This window comes from Bacillus haynesii (assembly GCF_001969855.1).
In the GTDB taxonomy this organism is placed as follows: Bacteria; Bacillota; Bacilli; order Bacillales; family Bacillaceae; genus Bacillus; species Bacillus haynesii.
Genome location: NZ_MRBL01000019.1, coordinates 16,928 through 40,175, shown reverse-complemented (window position 1 = coordinate 40,175; position 23,248 = coordinate 16,928). Strand labels below are relative to the sequence as shown.

28 protein-coding genes are annotated in these 23,248 nt (G+C 44.9%); 15 read left to right on the top strand and 13 right to left on the bottom strand.

What is annotated here, in order from left to right:
- Positions 1–93: 93 nt before the first annotated feature.
- Positions 94–804, bottom strand: a complete 711-nt coding sequence (locus BTA31_RS16965) for a hypothetical protein (protein ID WP_076793260.1) — start codon at positions 802–804, stop codon at positions 94–96.
- A gap of 169 nt (positions 805–973) precedes the next feature.
- Here BTA31_RS16965 and BTA31_RS16960 point away from each other — a divergent pair, with 169 nt between their 5' ends.
- Positions 974–1,207, top strand: a complete 234-nt coding sequence (locus tag BTA31_RS16960) for a DUF4944 domain-containing protein (RefSeq protein WP_275667500.1) — start codon at positions 974–976, stop codon at positions 1,205–1,207.
- 15 nt (positions 1,208–1,222) lie between these two features.
- Here the strand turns inward: BTA31_RS16960 and BTA31_RS16955 are convergent, their stop codons facing one another.
- Entirely contained in the window at positions 1,223–2,203 is a 981-nt protein-coding gene (locus tag BTA31_RS16955) for an aldose 1-epimerase (protein WP_076793259.1), read from the bottom strand.
- A gap of 236 nt (positions 2,204–2,439) precedes the next feature.
- Between BTA31_RS16955 and nhaC the strand changes: the two genes are divergently transcribed.
- Positions 2,440–3,798 carry a Na+/H+ antiporter NhaC gene (nhaC, locus tag BTA31_RS16950; protein ID WP_076793258.1) on the top strand — a complete coding sequence of 453 codons (1,359 nt, stop codon included), beginning with the start codon at positions 2,440–2,442 and terminating at the stop codon, positions 3,796–3,798.
- 40 nt (positions 3,799–3,838) lie between these two features.
- Here the strand turns inward: nhaC and dat are convergent, their stop codons facing one another.
- Positions 3,839–4,690 carry a D-amino-acid transaminase gene (gene dat / locus BTA31_RS16945; RefSeq protein WP_076793303.1) on the bottom strand — a complete coding sequence of 284 codons (852 nt, stop codon included), beginning with the start codon at positions 4,688–4,690 and terminating at the stop codon, positions 3,839–3,841.
- Between the two features lie 298 nt (positions 4,691–4,988).
- Between dat and BTA31_RS16940 the strand changes: the two genes are divergently transcribed.
- Together BTA31_RS16940 and BTA31_RS16935 are read left to right on the top strand one after the other, a co-directional pair.
- The gene (locus BTA31_RS16940; protein WP_076793257.1) at positions 4,989–5,900 is read left to right on the top strand and encodes a polysaccharide deacetylase family protein; all 912 of its coding nucleotides are present in this window, start codon (positions 4,989–4,991) and stop codon (positions 5,898–5,900) included.
- 133 nt (positions 5,901–6,033) lie between these two features.
- Positions 6,034–6,528 (top strand): GNAT family N-acetyltransferase, encoded by a 495-nt coding sequence (locus BTA31_RS16935; protein WP_076793256.1) that lies wholly within the window; start codon positions 6,034–6,036, stop codon positions 6,526–6,528.
- Positions 6,529–6,571: 43 nt separating this feature from the next.
- Here BTA31_RS16935 and BTA31_RS16930 read toward each other — a convergent pair whose 3' ends face one another.
- From BTA31_RS16930 to BTA31_RS22620, 3 genes are all read right to left on the bottom strand, one after another.
- The gene (locus BTA31_RS16930) at positions 6,572–7,321 is read right to left on the bottom strand and encodes an NAD-dependent protein deacylase (RefSeq protein WP_076793255.1); all 750 of its coding nucleotides are present in this window, start codon (positions 7,319–7,321) and stop codon (positions 6,572–6,574) included.
- Between the two features lie 29 nt (positions 7,322–7,350).
- Entirely contained in the window at positions 7,351–8,427 is a 1,077-nt protein-coding gene (locus tag BTA31_RS16925; protein ID WP_076793254.1) for a mechanosensitive ion channel family protein, read from the bottom strand.
- Between the two features lie 183 nt (positions 8,428–8,610).
- Positions 8,611–8,718 carry a YhdX family protein gene (locus BTA31_RS22620; protein WP_003180159.1) on the bottom strand — a complete coding sequence of 36 codons (108 nt, stop codon included), beginning with the start codon at positions 8,716–8,718 and terminating at the stop codon, positions 8,611–8,613.
- Positions 8,719–8,909: 191 nt separating this feature from the next.
- On the opposite strand from BTA31_RS22620, the gene BTA31_RS16920 reads away from it, so the two are divergent.
- Genes BTA31_RS16920 through crcB form a run of 3 tightly spaced genes read left to right on the top strand, consistent with a single transcriptional unit; the run spans position 8,910 to position 10,384 of the window.
- The gene (locus BTA31_RS16920) at positions 8,910–9,614 is read left to right on the top strand and encodes a glycerophosphodiester phosphodiesterase (RefSeq protein ID WP_239693229.1); all 705 of its coding nucleotides are present in this window, start codon (positions 8,910–8,912) and stop codon (positions 9,612–9,614) included.
- A gap of 15 nt (positions 9,615–9,629) precedes the next feature.
- Entirely contained in the window at positions 9,630–10,031 is a 402-nt protein-coding gene (locus BTA31_RS16915) for a fluoride efflux transporter FluC (protein ID WP_076793252.1), read from the top strand.
- A complete protein-coding gene (gene crcB, locus BTA31_RS16910) occupies positions 10,028–10,384 on the top strand; it encodes a fluoride efflux transporter CrcB (RefSeq protein ID WP_043925067.1) in 357 nt (118 codons plus the stop codon). Before BTA31_RS16915 ends, crcB begins: the two co-directional genes overlap by 4 nt.
- 215 nt (positions 10,385–10,599) lie before the next feature.
- Here the strand turns inward: crcB and BTA31_RS16905 are convergent, their stop codons facing one another.
- From BTA31_RS16905 to BTA31_RS16885, 4 genes are all read right to left on the bottom strand, one after another.
- Positions 10,600–11,277, bottom strand: a complete 678-nt coding sequence (locus BTA31_RS16905; RefSeq protein ID WP_076793251.1) for an N-acetylmuramoyl-L-alanine amidase family protein — start codon at positions 11,275–11,277, stop codon at positions 10,600–10,602.
- Complete coding sequence (locus tag BTA31_RS16900; RefSeq protein ID WP_043925065.1) at positions 11,240–11,527, bottom strand: hypothetical protein; 288 nt, start codon at positions 11,525–11,527, stop codon at positions 11,240–11,242. Before BTA31_RS16900 ends, BTA31_RS16905 begins: the two co-directional genes overlap by 38 nt.
- A gap of 214 nt (positions 11,528–11,741) precedes the next feature.
- Positions 11,742–12,143 carry a hypothetical protein gene (locus BTA31_RS16890; RefSeq protein WP_020450746.1) on the bottom strand — a complete coding sequence of 134 codons (402 nt, stop codon included), beginning with the start codon at positions 12,141–12,143 and terminating at the stop codon, positions 11,742–11,744.
- Between the two features lie 97 nt (positions 12,144–12,240).
- On the bottom strand, positions 12,241–13,614 hold the full coding sequence (locus tag BTA31_RS16885; protein ID WP_076793249.1) for a hemolysin family protein: 1,374 nt from the start codon (positions 13,612–13,614) through the stop codon (positions 12,241–12,243).
- Between the two features lie 314 nt (positions 13,615–13,928).
- On the opposite strand from BTA31_RS16885, the gene BTA31_RS16880 reads away from it, so the two are divergent.
- The 4 genes from BTA31_RS16880 (at position 13,929) to BTA31_RS16865 (ending at position 17,736) form a co-directional block, all read left to right on the top strand.
- Positions 13,929–14,354: a MerR family transcriptional regulator gene (locus BTA31_RS16880; protein ID WP_043925061.1), complete on the top strand. Its 426-nt coding sequence runs from the start codon at positions 13,929–13,931 to the stop codon at positions 14,352–14,354.
- A gap of 60 nt (positions 14,355–14,414) precedes the next feature.
- Positions 14,415–15,734, top strand: a complete 1,320-nt coding sequence (locus BTA31_RS16875; RefSeq protein WP_076793248.1) for a hemolysin family protein — start codon at positions 14,415–14,417, stop codon at positions 15,732–15,734.
- A gap of 131 nt (positions 15,735–15,865) precedes the next feature.
- The gene (locus BTA31_RS16870; protein ID WP_076793247.1) at positions 15,866–16,462 is read left to right on the top strand and encodes a TetR/AcrR family transcriptional regulator; all 597 of its coding nucleotides are present in this window, start codon (positions 15,866–15,868) and stop codon (positions 16,460–16,462) included.
- Positions 16,459–17,736, top strand: coding sequence for an acyl-CoA thioesterase/bile acid-CoA:amino acid N-acyltransferase family protein (locus BTA31_RS16865; RefSeq protein WP_076793246.1), 1,278 nt, complete (start codon positions 16,459–16,461; stop codon positions 17,734–17,736). Before BTA31_RS16870 ends, BTA31_RS16865 begins: the two co-directional genes overlap by 4 nt.
- Positions 17,737–18,030: 294 nt before the next feature.
- Here BTA31_RS16865 and BTA31_RS16860 read toward each other — a convergent pair whose 3' ends face one another.
- Together BTA31_RS16860 and BTA31_RS16855 are read right to left on the bottom strand one after the other, a co-directional pair.
- Entirely contained in the window at positions 18,031–18,630 is a 600-nt protein-coding gene (locus BTA31_RS16860; RefSeq protein WP_043925057.1) for a lysophospholipid acyltransferase family protein, read from the bottom strand.
- A gap of 124 nt (positions 18,631–18,754) precedes the next feature.
- On the bottom strand, positions 18,755–19,750 hold the full coding sequence (locus BTA31_RS16855; RefSeq protein WP_076793245.1) for an aldo/keto reductase: 996 nt from the start codon (positions 19,748–19,750) through the stop codon (positions 18,755–18,757).
- Positions 19,751–19,910: 160 nt separating this feature from the next.
- Between BTA31_RS16855 and BTA31_RS16850 the strand changes: the two genes are divergently transcribed.
- The 4 genes from BTA31_RS16850 to BTA31_RS16835 all read left to right on the top strand — a co-directional run bounded on the left by BTA31_RS16850 (position 19,911) and on the right by BTA31_RS16835 (position 22,575).
- The gene (locus tag BTA31_RS16850; protein ID WP_076793244.1) at positions 19,911–20,453 is read left to right on the top strand and encodes a cupin domain-containing protein; all 543 of its coding nucleotides are present in this window, start codon (positions 19,911–19,913) and stop codon (positions 20,451–20,453) included.
- Between the two features lie 289 nt (positions 20,454–20,742).
- A complete protein-coding gene (sigM, locus tag BTA31_RS16845; protein ID WP_043925054.1) occupies positions 20,743–21,234 on the top strand; it encodes an RNA polymerase sigma factor SigM in 492 nt (163 codons plus the stop codon).
- Positions 21,227–22,297 carry an anti-sigma factor gene (locus BTA31_RS16840; protein ID WP_043925053.1) on the top strand — a complete coding sequence of 357 codons (1,071 nt, stop codon included), beginning with the start codon at positions 21,227–21,229 and terminating at the stop codon, positions 22,295–22,297. The genes sigM and BTA31_RS16840 overlap by 8 nt, the downstream gene beginning before the upstream one ends.
- The gene (locus BTA31_RS16835; RefSeq protein WP_003180123.1) at positions 22,285–22,575 is read left to right on the top strand and encodes a hypothetical protein; all 291 of its coding nucleotides are present in this window, start codon (positions 22,285–22,287) and stop codon (positions 22,573–22,575) included. The genes BTA31_RS16840 and BTA31_RS16835 overlap by 13 nt, the downstream gene beginning before the upstream one ends.
- A 234-nt stretch (positions 22,576–22,809) precedes the next feature.
- On the opposite strand, the gene BTA31_RS16830 is transcribed toward BTA31_RS16835, so the two are convergent.
- Positions 22,810–23,244 (bottom strand): GNAT family N-acetyltransferase, encoded by a 435-nt coding sequence (locus tag BTA31_RS16830; protein WP_076793243.1) that lies wholly within the window; start codon positions 23,242–23,244, stop codon positions 22,810–22,812.
- Positions 23,245–23,248: the final 4 nt, after the last annotated feature.

Below are 23,248 nucleotides of genomic sequence, written 5' to 3'. Positions count from 1 at the left end.
TCCCCAAACAATTAATAGTAAGACCCCTAATACAATGACCGCATTTATTATTGAAAAATTGATCAAAGCAATCTCTCCTTCTCTATCATATCATTAGAAAGCATACTTGTTGAAAGAACCTGTTTTTGTAGTAACTGATACATAGGCATTCGTATAGGTATAAACAACTGCAAGAGCACTATATTTAACAGTATTATCCATAGAAACTTTGGATTTTGTTCCCGTAGAAGATTTTCCACTGTTATATACAATGCCAATTGATTTTTTCCCTACCAATCCATAAGCCGAGTGAGTTACCCGTACTTTCAATGCTTTCTTTACTTTAGATGTTCCAGAAGTTATTTTTGCACTCAATTTACCTCTATAACTATGATTTACAATACCAATTGTACCATAGACTTTCCCAGAGAATTTAACTTTCACTCCATTAGAACTTTTTGAAGTATTGAAAGATTTGCTGGCTGTTTGACCTGGATACCATTGAATTGCACTAATTGATATCCCATCATTTAACTCGGCAGGAGTTCCCAGTTGAGATTCCGAATAAAACTTTATAAACTCAGCATCCTGCTCAGAAAAAGCCTGACCAACATCGTATTTTGTATTTATCTTGTTAAATCTAGATGTTATTTCTTCCTGAGTCAAATTTTTATTAACATCATATTGTAGATCGTCTGCACTTTTAATAGGTTCAGAATAAGACGCTTCTTGTAATTCCTCTGCAGCAAAAGCATCTTCAATACCGACGAAAGCACTAATAGAGACTAGACAAAGGACCAATAGACTTACAAAAATGTTCTTCATTAAAAAACCTTCTTTCCCCCTTATTTTCATATGTATTGTAACATAAAAGAAACCACCAATGTTAAGTTTTTACAATATTTCCATCTCATTTTAATCAACAGATTTCTTAATAATCTTCCGGAATACTTGTCTAATAGTGAGAGTATATATGATTACTTGACTATAAACAATGGTAACAAAGTTTGATGATGAAATTCTTTTGAACGCCCAAATCGAAACGCCGATGAAAGATTACGCGGGAGGCGAATTCCCCGGCGGAGGGTCAAAAGAACAATCTGTTTCTTTTTTGGAAGGGCTTGAAGAAGCCGAATTCGCCGGCCGCAAGGTGACGGTTCAATTGGATTGGAGAGAGGGCAAACAAGCGTCCCATACAGCATTTACGCTTGATAAATGCTCGTGGTAAAAGGTGGAATATCGATTATATTCCGCCCACCTCAATTTTGCTGCGCATCATCAGCTCTTCCTGCGGCCCCAAATCCCGAAATCCGCTCACATTCTTCGGAAGGTTCACGTTCGGTGCATTCGTCATCCAAGTATATGGCTCAATACAAAGCAGATCATCTTGATCAGAGGTACCGTTAAACACGACCCAGTGCTTAAAATGACCATCGCATTGGTAGCGGACGCGAATGCCGGCGAGGCTGTCCGAAATGACGGCGGTGCTGTTTCCTTCTCGGTCTTGCTCAGCCGCCAATATATCATCAAGCCTTTCTCCCGCTGCCATTTTCCCCGCTTTGAACTCCTCTGTCATCCGATATTCGCCTGTCGGCAGCATGCGGTCTGTCAGCGTCCATTGCTTTGAGGCAGGAAGAGTAAACAGGCACTTTTCTTTATCTCCTGCTTCGTTTAAAGGATAGCGGAAAGATGTGTGATACCCCAATCCGATCGGCATCGGGTCTTGACCGCGGTTGACAGCCGATGCATCGATTTTCAGATGCTGTCCTTCTAATGTGTAGGTGATGGTGATGGCAAACGAGTGAGGGAAGATTGCTTGGATGCTCGGATGATCATCAGAGTCCAGCTTCGTCTGCACGATGATCCGCTCTTCTGTTGCCTCCATTTTTTCCACCGTCCACTTTTTATCGTAAAGAAATCCGTGCAGGTGATTTTCGAGCGGCTTTTCATTGATCGGCAGCTCGTACGTTCTTCCCGCATATGTAAATCTCCCGTGATCGATCCGGTTGGGAGGAAAAAGAACAGGGATTCCGAATAAAAACGGATTCGCGTCATATTCTTCCTTTGTTGCAGGCGTTTTCAACAAATTCAACCCGCCCGGCTTCCACTTCAATGAAATCAAATTGCTTCCCCACCCTGGTACAAGTACGGCCTCTAAATCATCATTTTCAAACCAGATCGCTTCCTCATGTAAAAACCGGCTTTTCTGAACAGTGTAAGACATCGCATTTCCCCCTATTTTAGCTAAAAGATCATTGAAACGTGTATCAAATACATGTCTTTCTCCAATCAATTATATCTTAAAAAAGTCAGCGCTTTCAAAATAGAATGGGCGAACCTTTGAAAAATGTTTGAAATATTTTAATTTAAGTATATGATCTATTTTTCTGTTATAATACGTTTATGCACAAAAGCATCAAAGTATTAAAGAGAGATATTTCTTCTAATGAGGTGTATGATTTGTCAAACGAAAAACGACTATCGTTTTCCATATCGGCTCTATTGTTTTTGGCCATATTGTTCATTATTTTTACATGCTTATTCATATTTAAAGCAGAAGCGCACATACCACTGTTGATTTGCGTCGGTTTTTTGGCCGCGGTCGGCGCGGTGAAAGGCCATTCTTGGAAAGATCTTGAGAGCGGCATTGTCTCAGGCATCCGGAATGGCGTTCAGCCGATTATTGTCCTTTGCTTAATCGGCATCTTAATCGGAGTCTGGGAGTACAGCGGCGCGATTCCAACGGTAACGGTTTACGCGTTGAACCTGATTGAACCGCAGCACCTGCTGCTCACCGCACTTTTCAGCTGTCTTGTGATCAGTTCATTAGTCGGCTCAAGCTTCACGACGGTCAGCACGATCGGCGTCGCCCTCATCGGTGTGGCCGCGGCGGCCGGCGTACCCCTGACATGGGCGGCGGGAGCTGTGATTTGCGGCGCCTGCTTCGGCGACAAAATGTCTCCGATGTCTGACACGACCAATTTTGCCGCAGGAGTCGGGGAGCTTCCGATTTTCAAGCATATCAGACATATGGCGGGAACAACGGTCCCTGCTCTTTTGATCACGATTTTGCTTTTCTTTTTCATGGGCCGTTCTTTAACGGCAGCGCCGGCTTCAACCGAAAACATTCAAGCGATCATAAACGGAATAGAAGGCACAGTCAACATCAGCGTCTGGTCGCTTCTGTCGCCTCTTCTTGTGATTGTACTTGCTGTCAGACGGACGCCCGTCATTCCGTCGCTTGCAGCAGGGATCGTTTCCGCCGGAATTCTTGCCGCGTTGATTCAGCCTGACGCCAGCATTTCATCGTTTTTGTCAGCGATGCAGAATGGTCCGGTTTTCTCAGCCGACAATGAAGCCGTTGAGAAGATTTTAAACCGCGGCGGCCTTCAATCGATGATGGGCTCTGTTTCCCTGATCATCATCGCATTCGCGCTCGGCGGTCTCATGGAAAAAATCGGCCTGATTACAAGCCTCCTTGAAGGTGTAATCAAAGGCATTCATACGAAAGGCCGGCTTGTGTTCTCAACCGTTTCATCAAGCATCGGCATGAACCTGGCGACAGGTGAACAGTATTTATCGATCTTGATTCCCGGACAGTCCTTTAAAAAGCTGTATGACAAGCTCGGAATCGACCGGAAGCATTTGTCGAGATCGCTTGAAGACGGGGGAACATTAATCAATCCGATGATCCCTTGGGGAGTCAGCGGCGCGTTCATGTCCAGCGCGCTCGGCGTTCCCGTCATTGAATATTTGCCGTTTGTGTTTTTCCTTTATTTATCGCCGATCTTTTCAATCTTGTTCGGTTTCCGCAAATAAAAAAACGCCGTTTCCTTGGAGGAAACGGCGTTTTTCTTTGTTAAACCGTTTTGGCTGTTTCTGACAAAATGCTGTTTTGCAAAGCGGTCTGCACATTTTTGGTGAGCGGTCCGGGCGCTCCGGAGCCGATTGTTTGCCCGTCAATCGATGTGACCGGAATGACTTCGGCTGTCGTTGACGTGATGAACACTTCATCCGCATTCAGCAATTCATCCTTTGTCACCGCTTTTTCTTCAAAATTCAAGCCGTTCTCTTCACACAGCTGAAGCACTTTCATCCGCGTGATGCCGTTTAAAATGAGCGTTGTCACAGGATGGGTGTAAATAACGTTTTGCTTGACGACATAAACATTTGAGGACGTCCCTTCCGTCACCAAACCGTCGCGAATTAAGATGGCTTCAAATGAAGAAGCTTCATGCGCTTTTTGCTTGATCATAACATTGTACAACAGATTTAAGCTTTTAATGTCGCATCTCAGCCAGCGCAAGTCGTCCGCAGTAATAGCCGAAACACCGTTTTGCTGTTCTTTTTCAGGCTTCTGAATAGGAAATGTATAAGCCGTCACCTGAGGCGTAAGCCCTGCCCCGTATTGATGCTTCCTCGGGGCTTTTCCCCTTGTCACTTGAAGATACAGTCCGCCGTCCCGCATCTGATTGATGTCGACGATCTCTTTCAGCTGGCTTTTCAGTTCGGCTTCTGAAAAAGTCAGGTCGATTCCGATTTCGGCTGCGCTTTTATATAAGCGGGCAATGTGTTCATCAAGCGTGAACAAGATTCCATTGTAAATGCGGATGACTTCATAGACGCCGTCTCCAAATTGGTAGCCTCTGTCCTCAATATCAACCGCACACTCGCTCCGTTCAATCAGCCGGCCGTTCAAAAGAACTTTCATTTCTCCATCCCCTTGTTTTTTGTTGACTTCTGAATTTTCTCCATTCCATTCTAACACGACCCTGCCCTTCAAAATAGTGCAATATTTCCAAAAACTTTTTTCCGCCTTCTGAATCAAAAAAACAGCATTCCCTATCATTCAACATTTTCTCTTAAAATTTGATATATTTTTCCCTTCATCCTGTATTCATCTTCTTTCCAATCCTGTATACTTAGACATTGTGATCCATTATTTTATGAGACTAGCATTCTATCTCATAATGGAATTGGAACGAGAAAAATGATACGGAGAGAGTGACATGCGCCAAGTATCAAAAAAAACTGCCCCATCTGTAGCTTATCTGTTGACGAAAGCAGCGTGCTTTTTCGTGTTGTGTCTGATTCTCCTGTACGTGTGGGACCTTTCACAGTCCTCTGCCGCTACTGAGAAAAGAGAGCTTACGGTGTCGGAAAACAGCCAAATGAGGCATGAAGGAGACAGCGTTCCGCTCAAAAAAGCAACGCAAGGCGAACTTCTCGATCACTTGAGCACAAAACAGCAGATCGAAAAGCGCAAGCAGGAAAAAGAGAAGCAAAAAGCTGCTGCGGAAAAAAAGAAAGAAAAATCGAAGGAAAAAACGGTTTATTTGACGTTTGATGATGGGCCTTCAGCCGTAAGCCAAAGGCTGCTGCAAATTTTATCCGAACATGATGCTAAAGCGACATTCTTCATGCTCGAACCGAACATGAAGCTTCACAAAGAAGCCGTTCTCAATATGAAGCAGCAGGGCCATGCACTTGGACTTCACGGGGTAACCCATGACCAAAAGCAATTTTATAAAGGCGCCAATTCTCCTAATCTGGAAATGAAGCAGGCTCAAAAAACGCTGAAGTCTATCACCGGGGTCGAAACCCATTTGATCAGAACACCGTACGGAAGCAAACCTTCGCTGACCGAAGCGCAGAAAAAAGTGCTGAAAAAGAACGGATTTGTTTATTGGGACTGGAATATTGACAGCCTGGACTGGAAATACAGAAGCCAAAAATTCGTTCCGGAAGTCATGAACCAGCTGAATACGCTGGAAAAGCGGCAGACAAAACAGCCGATCGTGATCCTGATGCACGATATTCCTTCAACGGTTCAATCATTGCCGTTATTGCTGACAAATTTAAAAAACATGGGGTATTCATTTGCAACGCTTGATGAGTCGATGACACCCGTTCATGAATAACATCCCATGTCTGATCCCCTGATGAAGGGGATTTTTTTATTTCCTCCCTCGAATGAGAAATCTGACACACTTGTTGTCAAAAAAACAGTTTTCTGATTATGATGCAGTTATCTTTATATCATGGGGTGGGTAAATGAAAATTGAAGAGTTGCATTCAACTGTGGAATATACCAATCAATTGGCAGAGCTTCTCATCCGCGTCGTCGATGACGGGGCATCGGTCGGCTTTCTGCCTCCGCTTGAAAAGCGGCGGGCGGTGGCTTATTGGAAAAAAGCCGTCACACCGGACTCGGTTTTGTGGATTGCCAAACAAAACGGCCGGATCGCGGGAAGTGTTCAATTGCACTTATGCACAAAACAAAACGGCCGCCACAGAGCGGAAATCTGTAAGTTAATGACAGATCCCGCCTTCAGGCGGCAGGGCATCGCCAGATCGTTAATGCAAAAAGCGATTGACAGAGCGAAACAGGAAGGCAGATCCCTTCTCGTGCTGGATACAAGGGAAGGAGACCCGTCCAACTTTCTTTACACTTTGCTCGGCTTTGCTGAAGCCGGCCGCATTCCCGCATACGCGGAATCTGCAGACGGCGGATTCGATGCATCCGTTTTTTATTATAAAAAATTGTGATGAAGCTCAAAAAAGGCGCTCCGGTCTGGAGCGCCTTCCTTTTTTAACGGTTAAGTTTCCGAACAAACTCGGCGATTTTTTGATGGATGACAATATCGAATAAATGATCGTAAGATGTCTCATCGAGATTGATCATGGCTTTCTTCAACCCGGGGATCAGGTGCGCTTCTTCGGGAACAAACCTGACAGGCGCCACTTCGAGTGAAGTGCCGATCACCAAAAGCAGGTCGGATTCGTTGAGGGCTTCAAAAAGCGTGTCGAAATGCTGAACGGCATCGCCGAACAGCACGACATCCGTTTTTAATATGAATCCGCATTCTCTCCCCTTGCCATTGACGCGATTGCACCTTGGCACTTCTTCTTGAAGAATGTGGTCAAGACCATAGCGCGCCCCGCATTTTGGGCATGTGGCAGTTTGGATCGAACCGTGCAGTTCATATACATGGCGGCTTCCCGCTTTAAGATGCAGCCCGTCGATATTTTGTGTGAACACCCTGACATCCTTACCGCTCTTCGCGAGTTCGGCTAAATAAAGGTGCCCGTCATTCGGCTGATAAGTTCCGGTCATTTTCATTTGAAAAAGCTCTTTAAACTTCGTCCAAAACAATTTTGGATATCGTTCGTAATAATCACGGCTCATTGCTTCCATTCTCGACAGATCTTCCGTCCATATGCCGCCGGCTGAACGAAAATCTGGAATGCCTGATTCCGTGCTCATACCGGCGCCTGTCAAAACGGTAATGCGCTCGGCATTTTCGATCATATCCGCAAATCTCAGGGCTTCTTCCTCCATTTGGCTTGTCTCCCTTCAAAAACCGTTATCTAAGCATTTCCTTGCTGATCTTTCATTTTCTTCAACTCAAAAAGGCTGTGACCCGGAGAAACAAAATCGACCTGCTCTTCTTTCATGATGTCAAGAATGCGGTAGTTCACATCCTGTCTGACGTCCAAGTTTTCGGCCCACACCGTCGTATTGGTATAGTAGTTGAAGAAGATGCTTAAATGCGTATCCTTCAGGACATCGAAATTGACCATAATGACATCAGGGTTGACCCCTTCGTGCGTTTTGAGCATTTCTTTAAAACGCTCCACACACCGTTCGACTTTCTCCCTCGGGGTTGACGGATCGATTTCGAGCGTAAAGGTGACCTGACGCTTCCGCATTTTCGTCCAGTTCATGATCGCTTCGTTAGCCAGCACCGAGTTGGGAACGGTAACGAGAGCCTCTCCGGCCGTGCGGACTTTCGTGCTTCTGAACGATATATCTTCAACAGTTCCGATCACAATATTCGTTTCAATCCAATCGCCGATTGTAAAGGGTTTCTCCATAATAATGACAATTCCGCCGAAAAAGTTGCCGACGGTGTCTTTTGCCGCAAGAGCAAAAGCGAATCCGCCGAGCCCGAGTCCGGCAACAAACCCGTTGACATCATAATTAAACTCTCCGGCGATGACACTGATTCCAAGCGCTACAATGATAAAGCGAAGAATCTTGGACAGAAACGGCGCAAGAATATCATCCATATCAAGCTCAAGCCGCTTATTGATTTTATCGAATAAAACCGACGAAGCCGCCGTTAAGTTGTATAGGCCGCTTACAATGACCAAAATCACGGATACTCTGTACAGTTTATGAACGACCGCCATATGCCCATCAAAAAACGGGGAATAAATGATGGCCAGATAAATACCGAGTATCGCAAAAAACCACCGAGCCGGCTTTTCAAACGCCAGCACCACCTGATTGAAAAAGTCCGTTTTCGTCTTATTCGTCAATTTCAGTATCAGGTTGAATAAGTATTTCGTAAATATTTTTCTAAACGTGAAAAATAAAAGAAGGATACCGATGCTGATTCCGATTTCGGCAGCGAAATCCATTGTCATATACTTTTCGAACATTGTTTTCTCTCCCTTATTTCACTCATCAAGCTTTTATTATACTAAAACGAGCAAAAAATTTCTCACTTTATTGTGCGCCAAAAATATCCGTCGACACGCATAAAAGGCCGCCGAACACCTTCGGCAGCCTGATGATCATCATATTTTATTGTTCCAGAGACAACGTGATTCGGGTCAACACTGCTATTTCTTCTTCTGAGACTGTGTTTGATCAAGGAGAGTCGCTTTAAACATTTCAGCATCAGTTTCGATCTTAATCCGTTCTTCCACTTTAATTCTCCCTTTCCCCATCATCTCGCCTCCTTTTGTCCATTATAAAATATCAGAATTTTTAGTAAATGATGCTTTTGTACCATTTTGCCGAAATTTGTCGCACATCTCTTCTCCCTGCCTTTTGTCCGCTTCAGTCTAATGATTTACTTGCATCGCCAAAATCGGGTATCCTTGTGATGGAAAGATTTTATCAAGAGGAGCTGACATGTTTGCATATTATCGCACATCGCGGAGCCTCGGCTTACGCCCCCGAAAATACGTTTGCCGCTTTTGAAAAAGCGGTGAAGCTCGGGGCTGATTTTATCGAACTCGATGTACAGCTGACAAAAGACGGCAGGCTTGCCGTCATCCACGATGATAAGGTTGACAGAACGACGAACGGTACCGGTTTCGTTCGCGAGTATACGATGAATGAGCTCGAAAAGCTGGATGCAGGAAGCTGGTTCGGCCCGGAATTTCAAGGCGAAAAAATCCCTTCACTTGAAGCTGTTCTGGAGAAGTATCAAAACAAGACGGGCCTTCTCATCGAAATCAAGTCGTCCAAAACCCAGCCCGGAATCGAAAAAGCGACCGGACAACTGATCAGCCGGTTTGGCCATTCGATGAACACGATTGTCCAGTCGTTTGATGCCGGCGCCATGAGGGCGCTTCATCACATGTATCCTTCGATTCCGATTGCCGTTTTGATCAGGCCGAGATTCGGAATGCTGCCGCGCGGCCGGCTGCGGCAAATCGCGTCGTTTGCCCGATACGTCAGCCTGAAAGCTACGATGGTCAGCCCTTTTCTGATCAAATCGATTCACAGCTGTGATTTGAAGGCGCTGGCTTGGACGGTCAACGGGCAGAAAACGGGACGCCGCCTCAAAAGCTGGAAAATCGATGGGATCATTACCGACTACCCGGATTATTTTTGAGAAAGAAGGAAGAGTATGAAATCATATGTTGCCGTTTTTATCGGGGGAGCCCTCGGCTCGCTGCTGCGCTACGCAGTCAATCTGCTCGGCGGCACCGCCGGTTTTCCTTGGCCGACTTTTATTGAAAATGCGTCCGGAAGCCTTCTGCTCGGTCTTTTGACAGGTTTTTTTGCGGCTCAAGCAAAAAAGCCGCTCGTCCAGTTATGTATGGGGACGGGGTTTTGCGGAGGGTATACGACAATGTCCGCTTTTTCTAAAGAAACCGTACTTTTGCTGCAATCGGCTGCTCCGCACATCGGTGTTCTGTATTTGATGGCCTCACTTGCCTGCGGGGTATGCTTCGCATTTATGGGAATCGCGATCGGCAAAAGGGTCAGCGGAGCGGCAGGGAAAGAAAAGGAGCGGTATCAATCATGATGGCAGCTTGTTTTATGATCGCGGGAGGAATCGGTTCCGTTTTAAGATTTTGGCTGGGCAATGTGCTCATGGCGATGTTTCCGCACCCCCGCATTCCGGTCAGCGTGATGGTAATCAATATTCTCGGCTCATTCGCCCTCGGCATATTCGTCAGCCTTGGCATTGACAATCAAACGGTCTCTATCGTGGTCGGAACTGGATTTTTCGGAGGCTTCACAACATTTTCAACGTTCAGCGTCGAAGCGGTTCAGCTTTTGGCTGCAAAGCGGGTAAAGGCTTCAGCGGTTTACATGCTGCTTACAATGGCATGCTCACTCGGGGGATTCTGGGCCGGCAGCATGCTGATTTCGTAAAAAATGATGTTATGATGAAACCATTATTCTCGTTTGGCTATGAACTGGCATGAAGCGTATGTGTGTCCGGCTGTCGTTTTTCTTGCGCCCGCCATACCAGTCCAAATTCTGATGGCAGTGTTCAGAAAGGAACACCACGGACAAATGATAAAAGATACGGACACATTAAACGTCAAGAATCCATTTTGAATCATTCAAAATGGATTCTTCCCTTTCTATCCTTTTTCAATAGCCGCTGTTTGAAAGCTGTCCCAATTCGCAGAAATAACGTTCAAAACATCGTCTTTTTCTTGATAAGCTCCGATTTGCCCCCCGTCCATCGTCACTTTATACAGGGGAAACTCGTGCTGCGTCAGACCGAGGCAGAGTGCGATGCCAGCTGCATGCCCCCGCGCCGTCTGTTCGATCCAGGCGGCGCTTTTCATTTTTGCCGAATCTTCGGGATGATCAATAAAGCCGTTCTCCGTCAAAATGGCGTGCATCGCTGTTTCCCGAAGAACATGAAAGTTCGCCTTTTTCATTCCCCTGTCCCTGAGTCCGTTCTGTTTGATCACTTCACCGTGAATGATCCGTTGATAAAGAGCGGTAACGGATTCATCGGTCAAGCCGCTGTAGATGTAATCTTCATACCCGTACGCCGTACCGTCAAAAGCGTTTGTATGAATGGAGACAAACAAATCGGCCCCCCACGAATTCGCATCGTCTGTGCGCTCCTGAAGCGTGACCGTTTTGTCTGTTGTTCTGCTCAGTCTTGTCTCTGCGTGATCATACTCTTTTAATAGAATGTCATTGATTTTGAGAGCAATGGCAAGCGTCACATCCTTTTCCTGCAAACCGTTTCCCGATGCTCCCGGATCACTTCCGCCGTGTCCCGGGTCCAAATAAATCTTCATGTTCAATCTCCTCCTTTGATAATGGTTTCAAGACGTTTTTTGAACCGGAGTAAAATCCAACTGATGACAATCCAAGCCAAGTTCCGATCATCATGTCTTCCTTCCAGTCCCCTGCGGTGAACAAGAGAGAAATCGAGATGCCGAAGACAATTGCACAGATGGGGAGAAATCGTTTCTGAATGCCGACAAGCTTTACCGTATGCACCAATCCCGTAATCAGCGGAACGAGCGCGATTTCAGAAAAATCCATCTTCTTCCTCTCCTTTCCTGAAGCGTTTGTCTCAAACAATGACCGGCATTTATTTCATCACATGTGTTAAACCTCCCCGCTGTTTAAAGCTTGTCTTTATCATAAAAGAAAAGCTGCTCTCTCCCGTGTCATCATCGCGTCAAGAACCTGAAAAAAAACTGAAGCAGCGCAGAAAAGAAGGGCTTGTCTTAAACAAGCCCCTCCCCGCCATGCGCTAAATATTCGTGATCGCCGCCAAGCTGACAAGCAGCTTGTCCAGCAGCGATTTCTTCATTAAAAACAGCGTTTTTTCGCTGTAGCCGATTTCCATCGCGCATTTTCCCATGCTCCAATTATGAATATACCGGCATTCCACCAGCTTCCGCTCGAGTTCATCCAATTCGGAGACAGCCGTTTCCATCGAATCAAGCAAAAATTGATAGAGCCTTTTTTCCGCGTCGATCTGATATTCAGCGTTTCTTTCTTTGACGGCGAGCCCATTCTTTTGCTCCTTCTCCATTCTCCTTTCTAAATTGAGCACGGCGGCTTTGTAATTTTTCCAATTCCGCAAATGAAATTCGATCCGCTTAATATACGTTTTCCTCTCTTCCTCCGAAATGATTTCGTACCACAGCAAATCAATCACCCCTCAAACAGAACGTTTGTTCCCATTATATACGAACGAATATTCCTGTTCAAATGACTTTTTTCTTAAAATAAAAAATCACCTTGAGCTATTTTTCGCTCAAGGTGACTTCGTTTACGACGACCGGATTTGCCGGTGCCAGCTCTACATGTTCTATTGTTTGTTCCCGCTTAACTTCGACGTGCTTAATCAGACGCCCTTCCATTTCGAGAACCGTTATCGTATAAGAACCGATATGCACCGCCTGGCCTTCCGCGATATCTATGTTTTCTTTCAGCACAAGTCCGCCGACTGTTTCGACTTCCTCTTCCTCGATATCGTCTTCAAACAGCTCATTGACCTGATCGATTCTCACTTTTCCATCCATGATGTATTCATGATCGGAGACTTTTTCGATGAGCGGTTTTTCGTCTTCATCGAATTCGTCCCTGATCTCCCCGACGATTTCTTCAAGAATATCCTCGGCTGTCACAAGGCCCGATGTCCCTCCGTACTCATCCGTTAAGATCGCCATGTGAATCCGTTCCCGCTGCATTTTGATCAGCAGCTTTTGAACAGGCACGGTTTCAATGACTTCAATAACCGGGCGGACATAGGCTTCAAGGGACAATCGCTTTTTCTCAGCTTCTGACATCATGAGCATATCCGTAAACAGCTGTTTCGTATTGATCATGCCGATGACATGATCCTTATCGCCTTTATAGACGGGCCAGCGCGTATACTTTTCTTGCAGCATGACCGAAATGGCCTCATCGATCGGCATATCCAGCGGGACAGAGGCGATTTCCGTGCGCGGCACCATAATTTCTTTGGCGATCCGATTGTCGAATTCAAAGATTTTATTAACGTATCTATATTCAGACGGATTGATTTCTCCGCTTTTGTAGCTTTCTGATAACAGGATTCGCAGCTCTTCCTCCGAATGGGATTCATCCTTTTCCGAAGCAGGCTTCAAACCGAATAACCCGGTCAGCACTCTGGCTGAGGCGTTCAGCGTCCAGATGAACGGGAACATGACAACATTGAAAAAATGCAGAGGTCCCGCCAGCCACAGTGTCATCTGTTCGGCTTTTTGAATCGCGATGGTTTTTGGGGCAAGTTCTCCAACCACGACGTTCAGGAATGTAATCACTGAAAATGCAATGGCAACTGAAAGAGCGTGTGATACAGCACCAGAAACATGCAAGCTTTCAAAGACCGGATGCAGCACCTTTTTAACCGTCGGCTCCCCCATCCAGCCGAGTCCCAGTGCTGTAATCGTAATGCCGAGCTGGCAAGCTGAAAGGTATTCATCCAAATCCGATACCACTTGTTTTGCGCGAACCGCCTTTTTGTTTCCTTCAGCAATCAGCTGATCTATACGGGAGCTTCTGACTCTGACAATCGCAAATTCCGATGCCACGAAAAAAGCAGTTAAAGCAATCAGAATCCCGATGATTATCAGACTAACAATATCGTCCATTTAACCTTATCCTTCACAAAGGATAAGGAGTCACCTCCTGATGAATTCAAATTCCCTTAATAAGGCTGATGTGCGTTCTGTAAAAATGACTATGCAGAGGGCCCCATCTAACCACCTCCAAGCCAAATATATACTATTATCTTACTTTATTAAAAAAGAGTCAGTCAAATGTCTAAACTTTAAATCTAACAATATTTTCTCGAATATTTAGATAAATAAAGGTTTCTGCATCAATTTCACGCCTTTTTTTGATCAATTAACTTGTATAAACGGCTTCTAATATATTAAAATGTTTTATAACTATAACGTGATGGTTGAGGAGGGATGCAGATGGGGCAGAGAAATATCGCATTGGCGAATTAGCAGCTGCTGCTGGCGTAACAAAACGGACTGTCGATTATTATACGAATCTCGGGCTGTTAACGCCTGACAGATCATGTTCAAACTACCGTTATTACGATGAAGCCGCTCTCAAACGGCTGAAGTTTATTATGGACTGCAAGCAGCAGAGATTGGCCCTGTCCGACATTAAAGTAAGGCTGGAAAACCAGTTTCCCTCTTCAACTGTGAATGATGATGAAATTGGAAGCCTGACAACGGAAATTGATCATGTCAATGACAATATCTCCGTGATCATAAACAGATTGAAACGGCTGAATCCCGATGAACGGAAGATTCTGAAAAGCCGGCTTTCTCCTGAAAAAATGACGGTCATCCAGTCATTTTTGCTGCTGCTTTAGTTAATCTTTTACTAAACAGGAGGTGTTACCTTCATTCTCACGCTAGAGTGAAGGTCCTAATTGGAAATAGTTAATTTGATTTTTGTTGCTGTATTAATTGCTTTAACAGCATTTTTCGTAGCGTCTGAGTTTGCGATTATCAGAATCAGAAGCTCGCGGGTTGATCAGTTGATTGCTGAAGGAAACAAAACAGCGGTATCGGTGAAAAGAGTCATTACGCACTTAGACGAATATTTATCGGCCTGCCAGCTCGGCATCACTTTGACGGCCCTCGGTCTTGGATGGCTCGGGGAGCCGACGGTCGCCCGGCTGCTTGAACCGCTATTTGTTAAGTGGAACATTCCGAGCTCTGTATCACACATCGTTTCAGTCGTGATCGCCTTCAGCTTGATTACGTTTTTGCATGTGGTTGTCGGCGAGCTCGCTCCGAAGACGCTTGCGATCCAAAAAGCGGAAGCCGTTTCCTTCCTTTTTGCAAAACCTTTGATCTGGTTCTACCGCATCATGTACCCATTCATCTGGGCGCTGAACGGATCAGCAAGGCTGTTGACGAAAGCGTTTGGCCTTGAAGCAGTTTCTGAAAATGAAATGGCACACTCAGAGGAAGAGCTCCGAATTATTCTGTCAGAAAGCTACAAAAGCGGCGAAATCAATCAATCTGAGTTCAAATATGTCAACAAAATTTTTGAATTCGATGACCGTCTTGCCAAGGAAATCATGATCCCGAGAACAGAAGTCGTCAGCTTTCCAAATGATATGAAAATCGCCGAGATGATCGACATCACGAAGGTCGAAGGCTATACCCGCTATCCCGTCGAAGACGGAGATAAGGACAACATCGTCGGCGTCATCAATGTCAAGGAAATACTGACGGCCTGCATCAGCGGAGAATGCTCCACAGAAGACACGATTGAACAGTTTATCAATCCGATCATTCATGTGATCGAGACCGTTCCGATCCACGATCTGCTTCTGAAAATGCAGAAAGAACGCGTTCATATGGCGATCCTTTCTGATGAATACGGCGGAACGGCCGGACTCGTGACAGTCGAAGACATCATTGAAGAAATCGTCGGCGAAATCCGCGACGAATTCGATATTGATGAAATTAATGAAATCCGCAAAATCGGCGAAAACCACTACATTCTCGATGGTAAAGTGCTCGTCAACCAAGTCAACGATTTGCTCGGCATTCAGCTCGACAATGAGGAAATTGACACGATCGGCGGATGGTTCCTGACGCAAAAATATGATGTCCAAAAAGGCGACATGATCACCGAGCAGGGATTTGAATTCACGATCAACGAAATCGACGGCCATCACGTTTCATACGTAGAGGTGAAGAAAGCTGCGGAAACGCTGCTTGAGGAAGCGGAATAACACTGTGAATAAACCGGAGGATACAATGAATTTGTATCCTCTTTTTTTTGCATTCAAAATATGTAACCACTTGATTACATGGCAAAGTTCAATTATGATGTAATCAATCGGTTACATTTTAGGAGGAACTTATGTCAACACAATCTACAAGGGATCGATTAATCCAAGCGGCGCTTGCGCTTTTTAAAGAAAAAGGATATAAAGCCGCATCCACCAGAGAAATTGCCCAAAAGGCAGGAGTCAATCATTTAACCCTTTTTAGACACTTCGGAAATAAACAGAATTTATTTCGGGAAAGTGTTATTCAACATGTTGCATCCGGAGATTTTATTGGAGAACTTAAAGGAATACTGACCGGCGATTTACGAAAAGACCTCTCATTCATTGCAAAAGCGTATCTAAAAGAAAACTTGGAAAAAGGCACTGTTTTTTTACTTTATTTCAATGACGCAGTACATGATAAGGAAGTTTGCGAATTAATCATGGATATTCCCCGCCGTCTCAACCGTTTTTTAGAGGCTTATTTTGCAGAGCTCTATGCCGAAAAAAAAATTTCAGGCGGCAACTTTCAAATGCTAAGCCAAATGTTTTTCGGTTTACTGAATCAATACATTATGTTTCAACATTTGCCCGCATTCAAGGAGTCGTTCGATGATCGTATTGATGACTATGTTGAGGAGTGCGTCGATTTATTTTACACAAAACTTGAAAAGGAAGTGCCGTCTTGATTACCCTGCAACCGGTTTTACACATACCTGCAGTTTCCGAATGGGATGAAAAAATAAACTTGAAGATAAGCGGACTTCAACCGTTTGACATCATTGAAATCATCGTAACAGTGAAAGATGAAGCTGACGCAGAGTGGAGATCACACGCTGTTTTTCAAGCAAATAGATTAGGAGAAGTCGACCCTGCAGCAGCAGCTCCAATAAAAGGAACGTATCAGTCTAAGGATCAGATGGGGCTTTTTTGGTCAATGCAGGCTGTTGAATCTTCCTGCTCGTTTCATAAAAAATCGGTTCATCCCTCCGTTTACCGCATTGAAGTGAAACAAAATGAACGGACCATCTTGAGTAAAAAAATAAAACGAGTGCTGGTTTCTGAAACAGTAGAGAGACAGGAAGTAAACGAAAATGGATTGTCCGGCACTTTTTTCCGTCCGCTTGCCGTTAACCGGCCTCCCGCAATCATCGTATTAGGGGGATCTGACGGCGGTCTTGATGAAACAATGGCAGGCATGTTAGCAAATTACGGATATGCAACATTTGCAATCCCTTATTTTCAATACAAACAGCTTCCTAAAAAACTGGTTGAAATCCCGCTTGAATATTTTCGGAAAGCGATTGATTGGCTCGGTCGCCAAGAAGGACTTCATCATCGTCAGATTGGAATATGCGGACGGTCAAAAGGCGGCGAACTGGCGCTGTTAATGGGTTCCCATTTTCCTGAAATCCGTTTTGTTGTTTCTCATGTAGGCGGCGGAGTCGTCTTTCAAGGGGTTGGATTAAAAAAACTCCGGCAGACATCTTCCTGGAGTCTTGACGGCGCACCGCTCGCCTTTGCCCCGCTGCCGATGTTTTCGCTCTCTCAGCTGTGGAATATGATGAAACATAAGCTCACAAAAAGGCCTCATGCTTTTCTTGATCTTTACCAAAAGGCTTTACGAAAAGTGAAAGATGATCATCCTGCAATCATTAAAGCGGAACATATTAAAGGTCCTATTCTGTTAACTTCAAGTACTGATGATTTGGTATGGCCTTCTGCCTCTATGAACGAGAAAATCGTTAAGCGGCTGAAAAAGAATAGATTCCCCTATTCTGTTAAACATCTATATTTTGAAAATGCCGGCCATAATATCAGGCCTCCATACTTTCCGACATCCGGGCGAAAAAGCAGAAATATCGCCTATGGCGGAAAAACTGAAGCCGATGCTATTGCAGCTCAAACATTTTGGCAGGAACTGCTTTTGTTTTTAGAAAAAGCAACTGCCACCAGCAACTAAAAAAACCGCCTATCCCCAGGCGGTTTTCGCTTAGATAGTTGTCTTCGGGTTCGGTCCGTATTGATTTTCCTCTTTTTCACTGTCTTGACAAAACATGATCAGCATCATTTTTTATTGCTTTCAAATACCATTTCATATATGAGCTCCCCCCACCAGTAAACACAGTTCTAAAATACTGCACAAAAAATAAAAACGCTGCTATTTTAGCATAAAAATGGAGTGCAAGGTGAATTTTAGAAAAATGAAAAACAGCCTCTATGCATGAGAAGCTGTTTTTCCTTGCGTATGTTTGAATTATAGCTGCTCCAGCTTTTTCTCTAAAGCTTTAATACTGTCATTCAAAGCCTCCGTCATTTTGACCAGCTTTTCTTTTGACGAATATTGAGCGAAATCTTCCTGATTGAGCGGTTCGCCGATAATCAGTTTCATTTTGCCTGTCTTGAAAAGCCCTTTTCCGTTGGAAGGACCGCTGTATGCAGCCGGCACAAGCGGCGCTTTTCCCATCTGGGCGATCGTGACAGCCCCTCTTTTCAATGGAACGTCTTCAGATGATCTCGTTCCGCTTGGGAAAATGCCGACGATTTTTCCGTCTTTCAACAGCTTGATCGGGGTTTTGATGCTGCTTGGCCCGGGATTTTCCCTGTCGACGGGAAAAGCGTTGATGCTTGAAAGAAAAGAACCGCTTAATTTATTTTCAAAAAGCTCTTTTTTCGCCATGTAATGAATTTCCATAGGCAAAATGCCGACACCCAGTGCGACGACATCCACCCATCCTGCATGTGTGCACGCGATAACGAAACCTGTGTCTTTAGGAAGATTTTCTTTATTGTATACTTTAATTCCGCCGCGCAAAGAAAGAATCGCTTTTGCAGCATAACCAGTAAATTTATACATATGGCACTTCCTTTATTGATGTAGTCGAATGAGGTTTCCCTTTATTATTATAACAATTTTTTTTATTACCTGGTACTAAAAAATGATTTTTCACAAAAAAACCGGGGAATTCCCTCCCCGGTTTTCAGGCTTTTTCTTTTGTCGGCGGAGCCATGAATTCAGGCCCGATCTGTTCTGAAATCGTATTGTCCAATATGTCGTCAATTTCTTTTTGATCACTTTCTGTTAAACTCCAGCCGGTGATTTCGCCGACGGGACGGATCTGCTCAGGGCGTCTCGCCCCCCATAAAGCAATGCTTGCGCCAGGCTGATCAAGCACCCATCTTGCCGCCAGATGGAGAACCGATTTGCCGAAGCGCTCGTTTGCAAACGCATCAAGCTTCCTGACGACCTCAAGGTACTCTTTAAATCGCGGTTTTTGAAACTTAGGGTCCTGCTTTCGAAGGTCGTCTCCTTTGAAAGTGTAATCCTCATTCATTTTTCCCGACAGGAGCCCCCTGCACAAGCTACCGTATAATAGCGTTGTCAGCCCTTGATCCTTCGCATACGGAAGAATGTCTTGTTCGATTTCCCTTTCAAACATGTTGTACGGCGGCTGTACAGTATGAAGCGGAGCCGCGGCTCTGAATGTGTCCATCTGCTCCGGGGAAAAATTGCTGACGCCGACCGCTCTAATTTTTCCTGCATCATACAAATCTTTCATCGCTTCCGCCGTTTCTTCGATCAAGACGAGCGGATCGGGCCAATGCACTTGATACAAATCGATGTAATCCGTATTGAGCCTTTTCAGCGAATCATCAACTTCCTTGATGATCCGCTCCCTTGATCCGTCACGGTACAGCTGTTCATGTTTCCAATCAAGCCCTGTTTTTGTCGCGAGAATGACTCGTTCGCGCTTTCCGTATTGCTGTACGGCTTTGCCGACGATTTCTTCTGACTGTCCGAAACCGTATGCCGGAGCGGTATCAATCAGGTTGATTCCTTGATCAAGCGCGGCATGAATCGTTTGAATCGCTTCTTTTTCATCGCTTCCTCCCCACATGAAGCCTCCGATGGCCCATGTTCCGAGACCGATACGCGACGATTCGATCGATGTACCGGATATTTTAGTGTATTCCATGGCTCTCTCCCTCCTGTTGTATATCTGATACCACGTTTTCCCTGAAGCCTCTTTAAAAAAACGCATTTTATCATTAAAAGCATCCTTGAGAGCAGGGACGCTCCATATGCCTATTGCATACGATGAAGTTAATAAAGCTAATGAAGGGATCTAAAGACATATGCATCCATATCAATTTCCTTATCATCTTCCTTCGCCTTACAGCGTCGGCTGGTTTGACGGATCAGGCTATGGAGGCGCTTTTCGAACACCCGGCACCGAAGAGCGCATCGCGTTAAGAGATTATGGACAAAAGCCGTTTGTTGCGAATATCAATGAAGCGGTAAAGCAGAATAAAACGTTTCGGACCGCTTTATGGACAGGAAGGCATTTGCAAGTTACCTTGATGAGCCTCAACCCCGGCGAAGACATCGGCTTGGAAATGCACCCTCACGTCGATCAATTCCTTCGTGTTGAACAAGGCAGGGGAATTGTTCAGATGGGGCCGAGCAAACATCATTTGCAGTTTAAAAGAAATGTATATGATGACACCGCTATTATCGTCCCTGCCGGAACATGGCACAATCTCACCAATACTGGCCATATTCCGCTGAAACTCTATTCGATCTATGCTCCGCCCAACCATCCTTTCGGCACCGTCCATCGAACGAAAGCCGATGCGCTGGCCGCAGAAGACCGCCGCGGTCACGGCCAATATTTTTGACAGACGATAAAAACAGCTGATAATGAAGGATATCCTCTAAGCAAATAGCCTTTTAGCATATAATAAAGATCTGATATGCTTAAAGGCTTATTTTGCTGCTGTGCTTTATATTTCGGCCGTTCAGTCGTTAAAATCGCGATGAAGATTAGTTTTTTTGAACGTGTTCAGTTATTATATAGGATAGATGATTTTTAAAGGTAAGAAATTGGAGGAAAAATGAGCCGTGGGCATATTTAGTGCAACTTCAAACCTTTCTTATGCGTTTATAACATAGAGGGGAGAAAAGGCAGTGACTATCGACGAAATTTACCAAATGTATATGAATGATGTTTACAGGTTCCTGCTCTCCATGACGAAAGATAAACATCTAGCAGAGGATTTGCTTCAGGAAACCTTTATGAGAGCTTACATACACATCCATTCTTACGACCACAGCAAGGTGAAGCCATGGCTTTTTCAAGTGGCGCGCAATGCGTTTATCGACTATGTCAGAAAGCATAAAAAAGAAGTGACAATTTCTGACGATATGATCGGAAGCCTGTTTCAAAACGCAGTGCAAAGCCCTGCCCACCAGGTCGAAATCAGGGAAGTGTTAACCTTATATATGAACCAGCTCCCCGATAACTACCGGGAAGCGCTTACGCTGTACTATTTAAAAGAATTGAACTACAAGGAAGCGTCAAGCTTGATGAATATCTCAGAGGCTAATTTTAAAAGTGTTTTATTTCGTGCCAGACAGCGGCTGAAAGCACTTTACAACAGAGGTGTTAACGATGAATGAAGATTTTAAAAAACGTTGGGAAAAATATAAAAACGGCGAACTTTCCGAATCGGAAATGCTCCGGGTCGAAGAAGAGCTTGAACAGCTTGAAGAATACCAGGACATGCTGGAACAGGAAATGAAAGACGAAGACTGGGATTTGGCGATCAGCCCTGAAAAGCAAAAAGCGATTTTAAGATACGGAAAAAATAAATCATATATGCGGATTTCCACCCTTGCCGTTATTTCAACGCTTATTATTCTGCCGCTTTGCACACTCGGCAGCTATCTATACTACGGCTTGGGCGGGCATGAAAGCAAAGGAAATGAACTGGTGCAAACCGCTTCAATGACAGTTGCTGTCACAAACCCGAATATTCAAGTCGATACCGAAGCACTTGTCAACAAAGTAAAACTCTTTGGAATCCAAACCCAATTCCCGTTAAAGAAGCAAATTGGAAACGTCACAAAAGTAGTTGGAAATGAAAACGTTGAAATGTTCTTCGATCAGCTGAAGTCTCCGCAGATTCATCAATACAACCAGGAGCTGTCAAATGAAGAACGGCATTTCGTCTACCCTGACGGCATCAAAGAAAAATCAGTGTCCAAAGCCGAGTCGATTTTAAAACAGCTGCCTGACGGAACCGTAACTGAAGCTTTCCTTTCCTTTGAAAGAGCATATCCGACAAAGGAGCTGTATGATCAATTAAAAGGCTATGACATTCGCGTTCTGTGGAATGCGATTGAGACAGAGGCCGATTTAAAAGACCATCCATACGCAGAGCCGATCGGTTTTCCTGGAAAAGATTCAAACCGGATTTTTGAAATTCAGCACCCTGCTAAAAACGACGACGAGCAGTTTAAAGCGGCGCTTTCCTATATGATCAAGCACAATAAATGGGCTGAAACCATTTCAGGCAGGAAAAACCTAAAGCTTTCCAAACGGCTTGACTATGTGGAAAAGAACGGTGTGAACGTGTATGGAGCAGTCATTACCGGACCGTCAAAAGAGGTTGAACGGCTGATCAAAAAAGGGCCTGTCAAAGCAGCTAAAGTAGGTGAGGTGGAATTATGGAACTGGTAAGAATCTTTAAGGAGCACAACGTATTTGGATGGGTATCTGTCGGGACGGCCATCCTGTCCCTGTTCGTCTTAAACTTGGCCATTTTAAGCGACACGATCGCATATTCGTATAAGATGCTTCCTTTTGCAATGGCCGCCGTTCCGCTCGGAATTATCGAGCTCTTCATCAAAAAAGGACGGACCGGTCTCGGATTTCTCGGCGTCGTCCTGAACATTTTCATTCTCGTTTGCGTATGGACCATCGTCTCCATCGATACGAATCTGCAGCTCGGCTTTTAATAAGTCCCCGGTTATACCGGGGAGTTCAGATTGTTGACAAAATCCCAAAACGGCTTTTAGTTTTGGGATTTTGTATCCTTTAAGCTCAATGTGATTGAAAACCCTTGCAGTCTAGGAAGGCCGAACATCGGAGCGCAGCGAATGTTGGAATTCGTGAGCACCGACGCGCAGGCCTGACAACGAATGCGAGGGTTTGTCGACACGCTGAAGTCCCCGGTTATACCGGGGATTTTTTCATTTCAGAGCCTTGCGAAATAGGTAGCTCGCTTTTTCATACCCCATTTTATCTTCATAAAAACGGTGAGCATCTGCGCGCTGCAGGCCTGATGATAAAGCGACTGAAGCCAATCCGTTCCGTTTGGCCCACTCTTCAACAGCGCCTAAAAGCTGCTTTCCGTAGCCTTTTGAACGATGCTTTTCACACGTCACCAGGTCCGCTACCCAAACATGACGGCCTTGGTTCAAAGAGACCCTCGGTAAAAAGCCGGCCAAAGCCACCGGAATATCGCCGTCGTACAGCCCAAATAATGTGTAGCTTTCAGCCTCCCGCGCTTCTTTGACGAGCTCCATAAAAGACGTTTCATCCAAATGGGGGCGGAGCTGTCTCATAATTGGATAGACTTCCTTAAGCTCTGTTTCACAATGCAATTCCCTACAATCAAGCAACATCGTC

What these genes read in the sequence shown, in the direction of transcription:
- BTA31_RS16830 (WP_076793243.1), bottom strand. Translation starts at nt 23,244, where the DNA reads ATGTTGCTTGATTGTAGGGAATTGCATTGTGAAACAGAGCTTAAGGAA.
- BTA31_RS16930 (WP_076793255.1), bottom strand. Translation starts at nt 7,321, where the DNA reads ATGGAGGAAGAAGCCCTGAGATTTGCGGATATGATCGAAAATGCCGAG.
- BTA31_RS16925 (WP_076793254.1), bottom strand. Translation starts at nt 8,427, where the DNA reads ATGTTCGAAAAGTATATGACAATGGATTTCGCTGCCGAAATCGGAATC.
- BTA31_RS16860 (WP_043925057.1), bottom strand. Translation starts at nt 18,630, where the DNA reads ATGTATAAATTTACTGGTTATGCTGCAAAAGCGATTCTTTCTTTGCGC.
- BTA31_RS22620 (WP_003180159.1), bottom strand. Translation starts at nt 8,718, where the DNA reads ATGGGGAAAGGGAGAATTAAAGTGGAAGAACGGATTAAGATCGAAACT.
- BTA31_RS16955 (WP_076793259.1), bottom strand. Translation starts at nt 2,203, where the DNA reads ATGTCTTACACTGTTCAGAAAAGCCGGTTTTTACATGAGGAAGCGATC.
- BTA31_RS16935 (WP_076793256.1), top strand. Translation starts at nt 6,034, where the DNA reads ATGAAAATTGAAGAGTTGCATTCAACTGTGGAATATACCAATCAATTG.
- BTA31_RS16850 (WP_076793244.1), top strand. Translation starts at nt 19,911, where the DNA reads ATGCATCCATATCAATTTCCTTATCATCTTCCTTCGCCTTACAGCGTC.
- BTA31_RS16870 (WP_076793247.1), top strand. Translation starts at nt 15,866, where the DNA reads ATGTCAACACAATCTACAAGGGATCGATTAATCCAAGCGGCGCTTGCG.
- BTA31_RS16885 (WP_076793249.1), bottom strand. Translation starts at nt 13,614, where the DNA reads ATGGACGATATTGTTAGTCTGATAATCATCGGGATTCTGATTGCTTTA.
- BTA31_RS16835 (WP_003180123.1), top strand. Translation starts at nt 22,285, where the DNA reads ATGGAACTGGTAAGAATCTTTAAGGAGCACAACGTATTTGGATGGGTA.
- BTA31_RS16855 (WP_076793245.1), bottom strand. Translation starts at nt 19,750, where the DNA reads ATGGAATACACTAAAATATCCGGTACATCGATCGAATCGTCGCGTATC.
- BTA31_RS16840 (WP_043925053.1), top strand. Translation starts at nt 21,227, where the DNA reads ATGAATGAAGATTTTAAAAAACGTTGGGAAAAATATAAAAACGGCGAA.
- BTA31_RS16965 (WP_076793260.1), bottom strand. Translation starts at nt 804, where the DNA reads ATGAAGAACATTTTTGTAAGTCTATTGGTCCTTTGTCTAGTCTCTATT.
- crcB (WP_043925067.1), top strand. Translation starts at nt 10,028, where the DNA reads ATGATGGCAGCTTGTTTTATGATCGCGGGAGGAATCGGTTCCGTTTTA.
- BTA31_RS16905 (WP_076793251.1), bottom strand. Translation starts at nt 11,277, where the DNA reads ATGAAGATTTATTTGGACCCGGGACACGGCGGAAGTGATCCGGGAGCA.
- BTA31_RS16960 (WP_275667500.1), top strand. Translation starts at nt 974, where the DNA reads ATGGTAACAAAGTTTGATGATGAAATTCTTTTGAACGCCCAAATCGAA.
- BTA31_RS16900 (WP_043925065.1), bottom strand. Translation starts at nt 11,527, where the DNA reads ATGGATTTTTCTGAAATCGCGCTCGTTCCGCTGATTACGGGATTGGTG.
- BTA31_RS16915 (WP_076793252.1), top strand. Translation starts at nt 9,630, where the DNA reads ATGAAATCATATGTTGCCGTTTTTATCGGGGGAGCCCTCGGCTCGCTG.
- dat (WP_076793303.1), bottom strand. Translation starts at nt 4,690, where the DNA reads ATGAAAGTTCTTTTGAACGGCCGGCTGATTGAACGGAGCGAGTGTGCG.
- BTA31_RS16940 (WP_076793257.1), top strand. Translation starts at nt 4,989, where the DNA reads ATGCGCCAAGTATCAAAAAAAACTGCCCCATCTGTAGCTTATCTGTTG.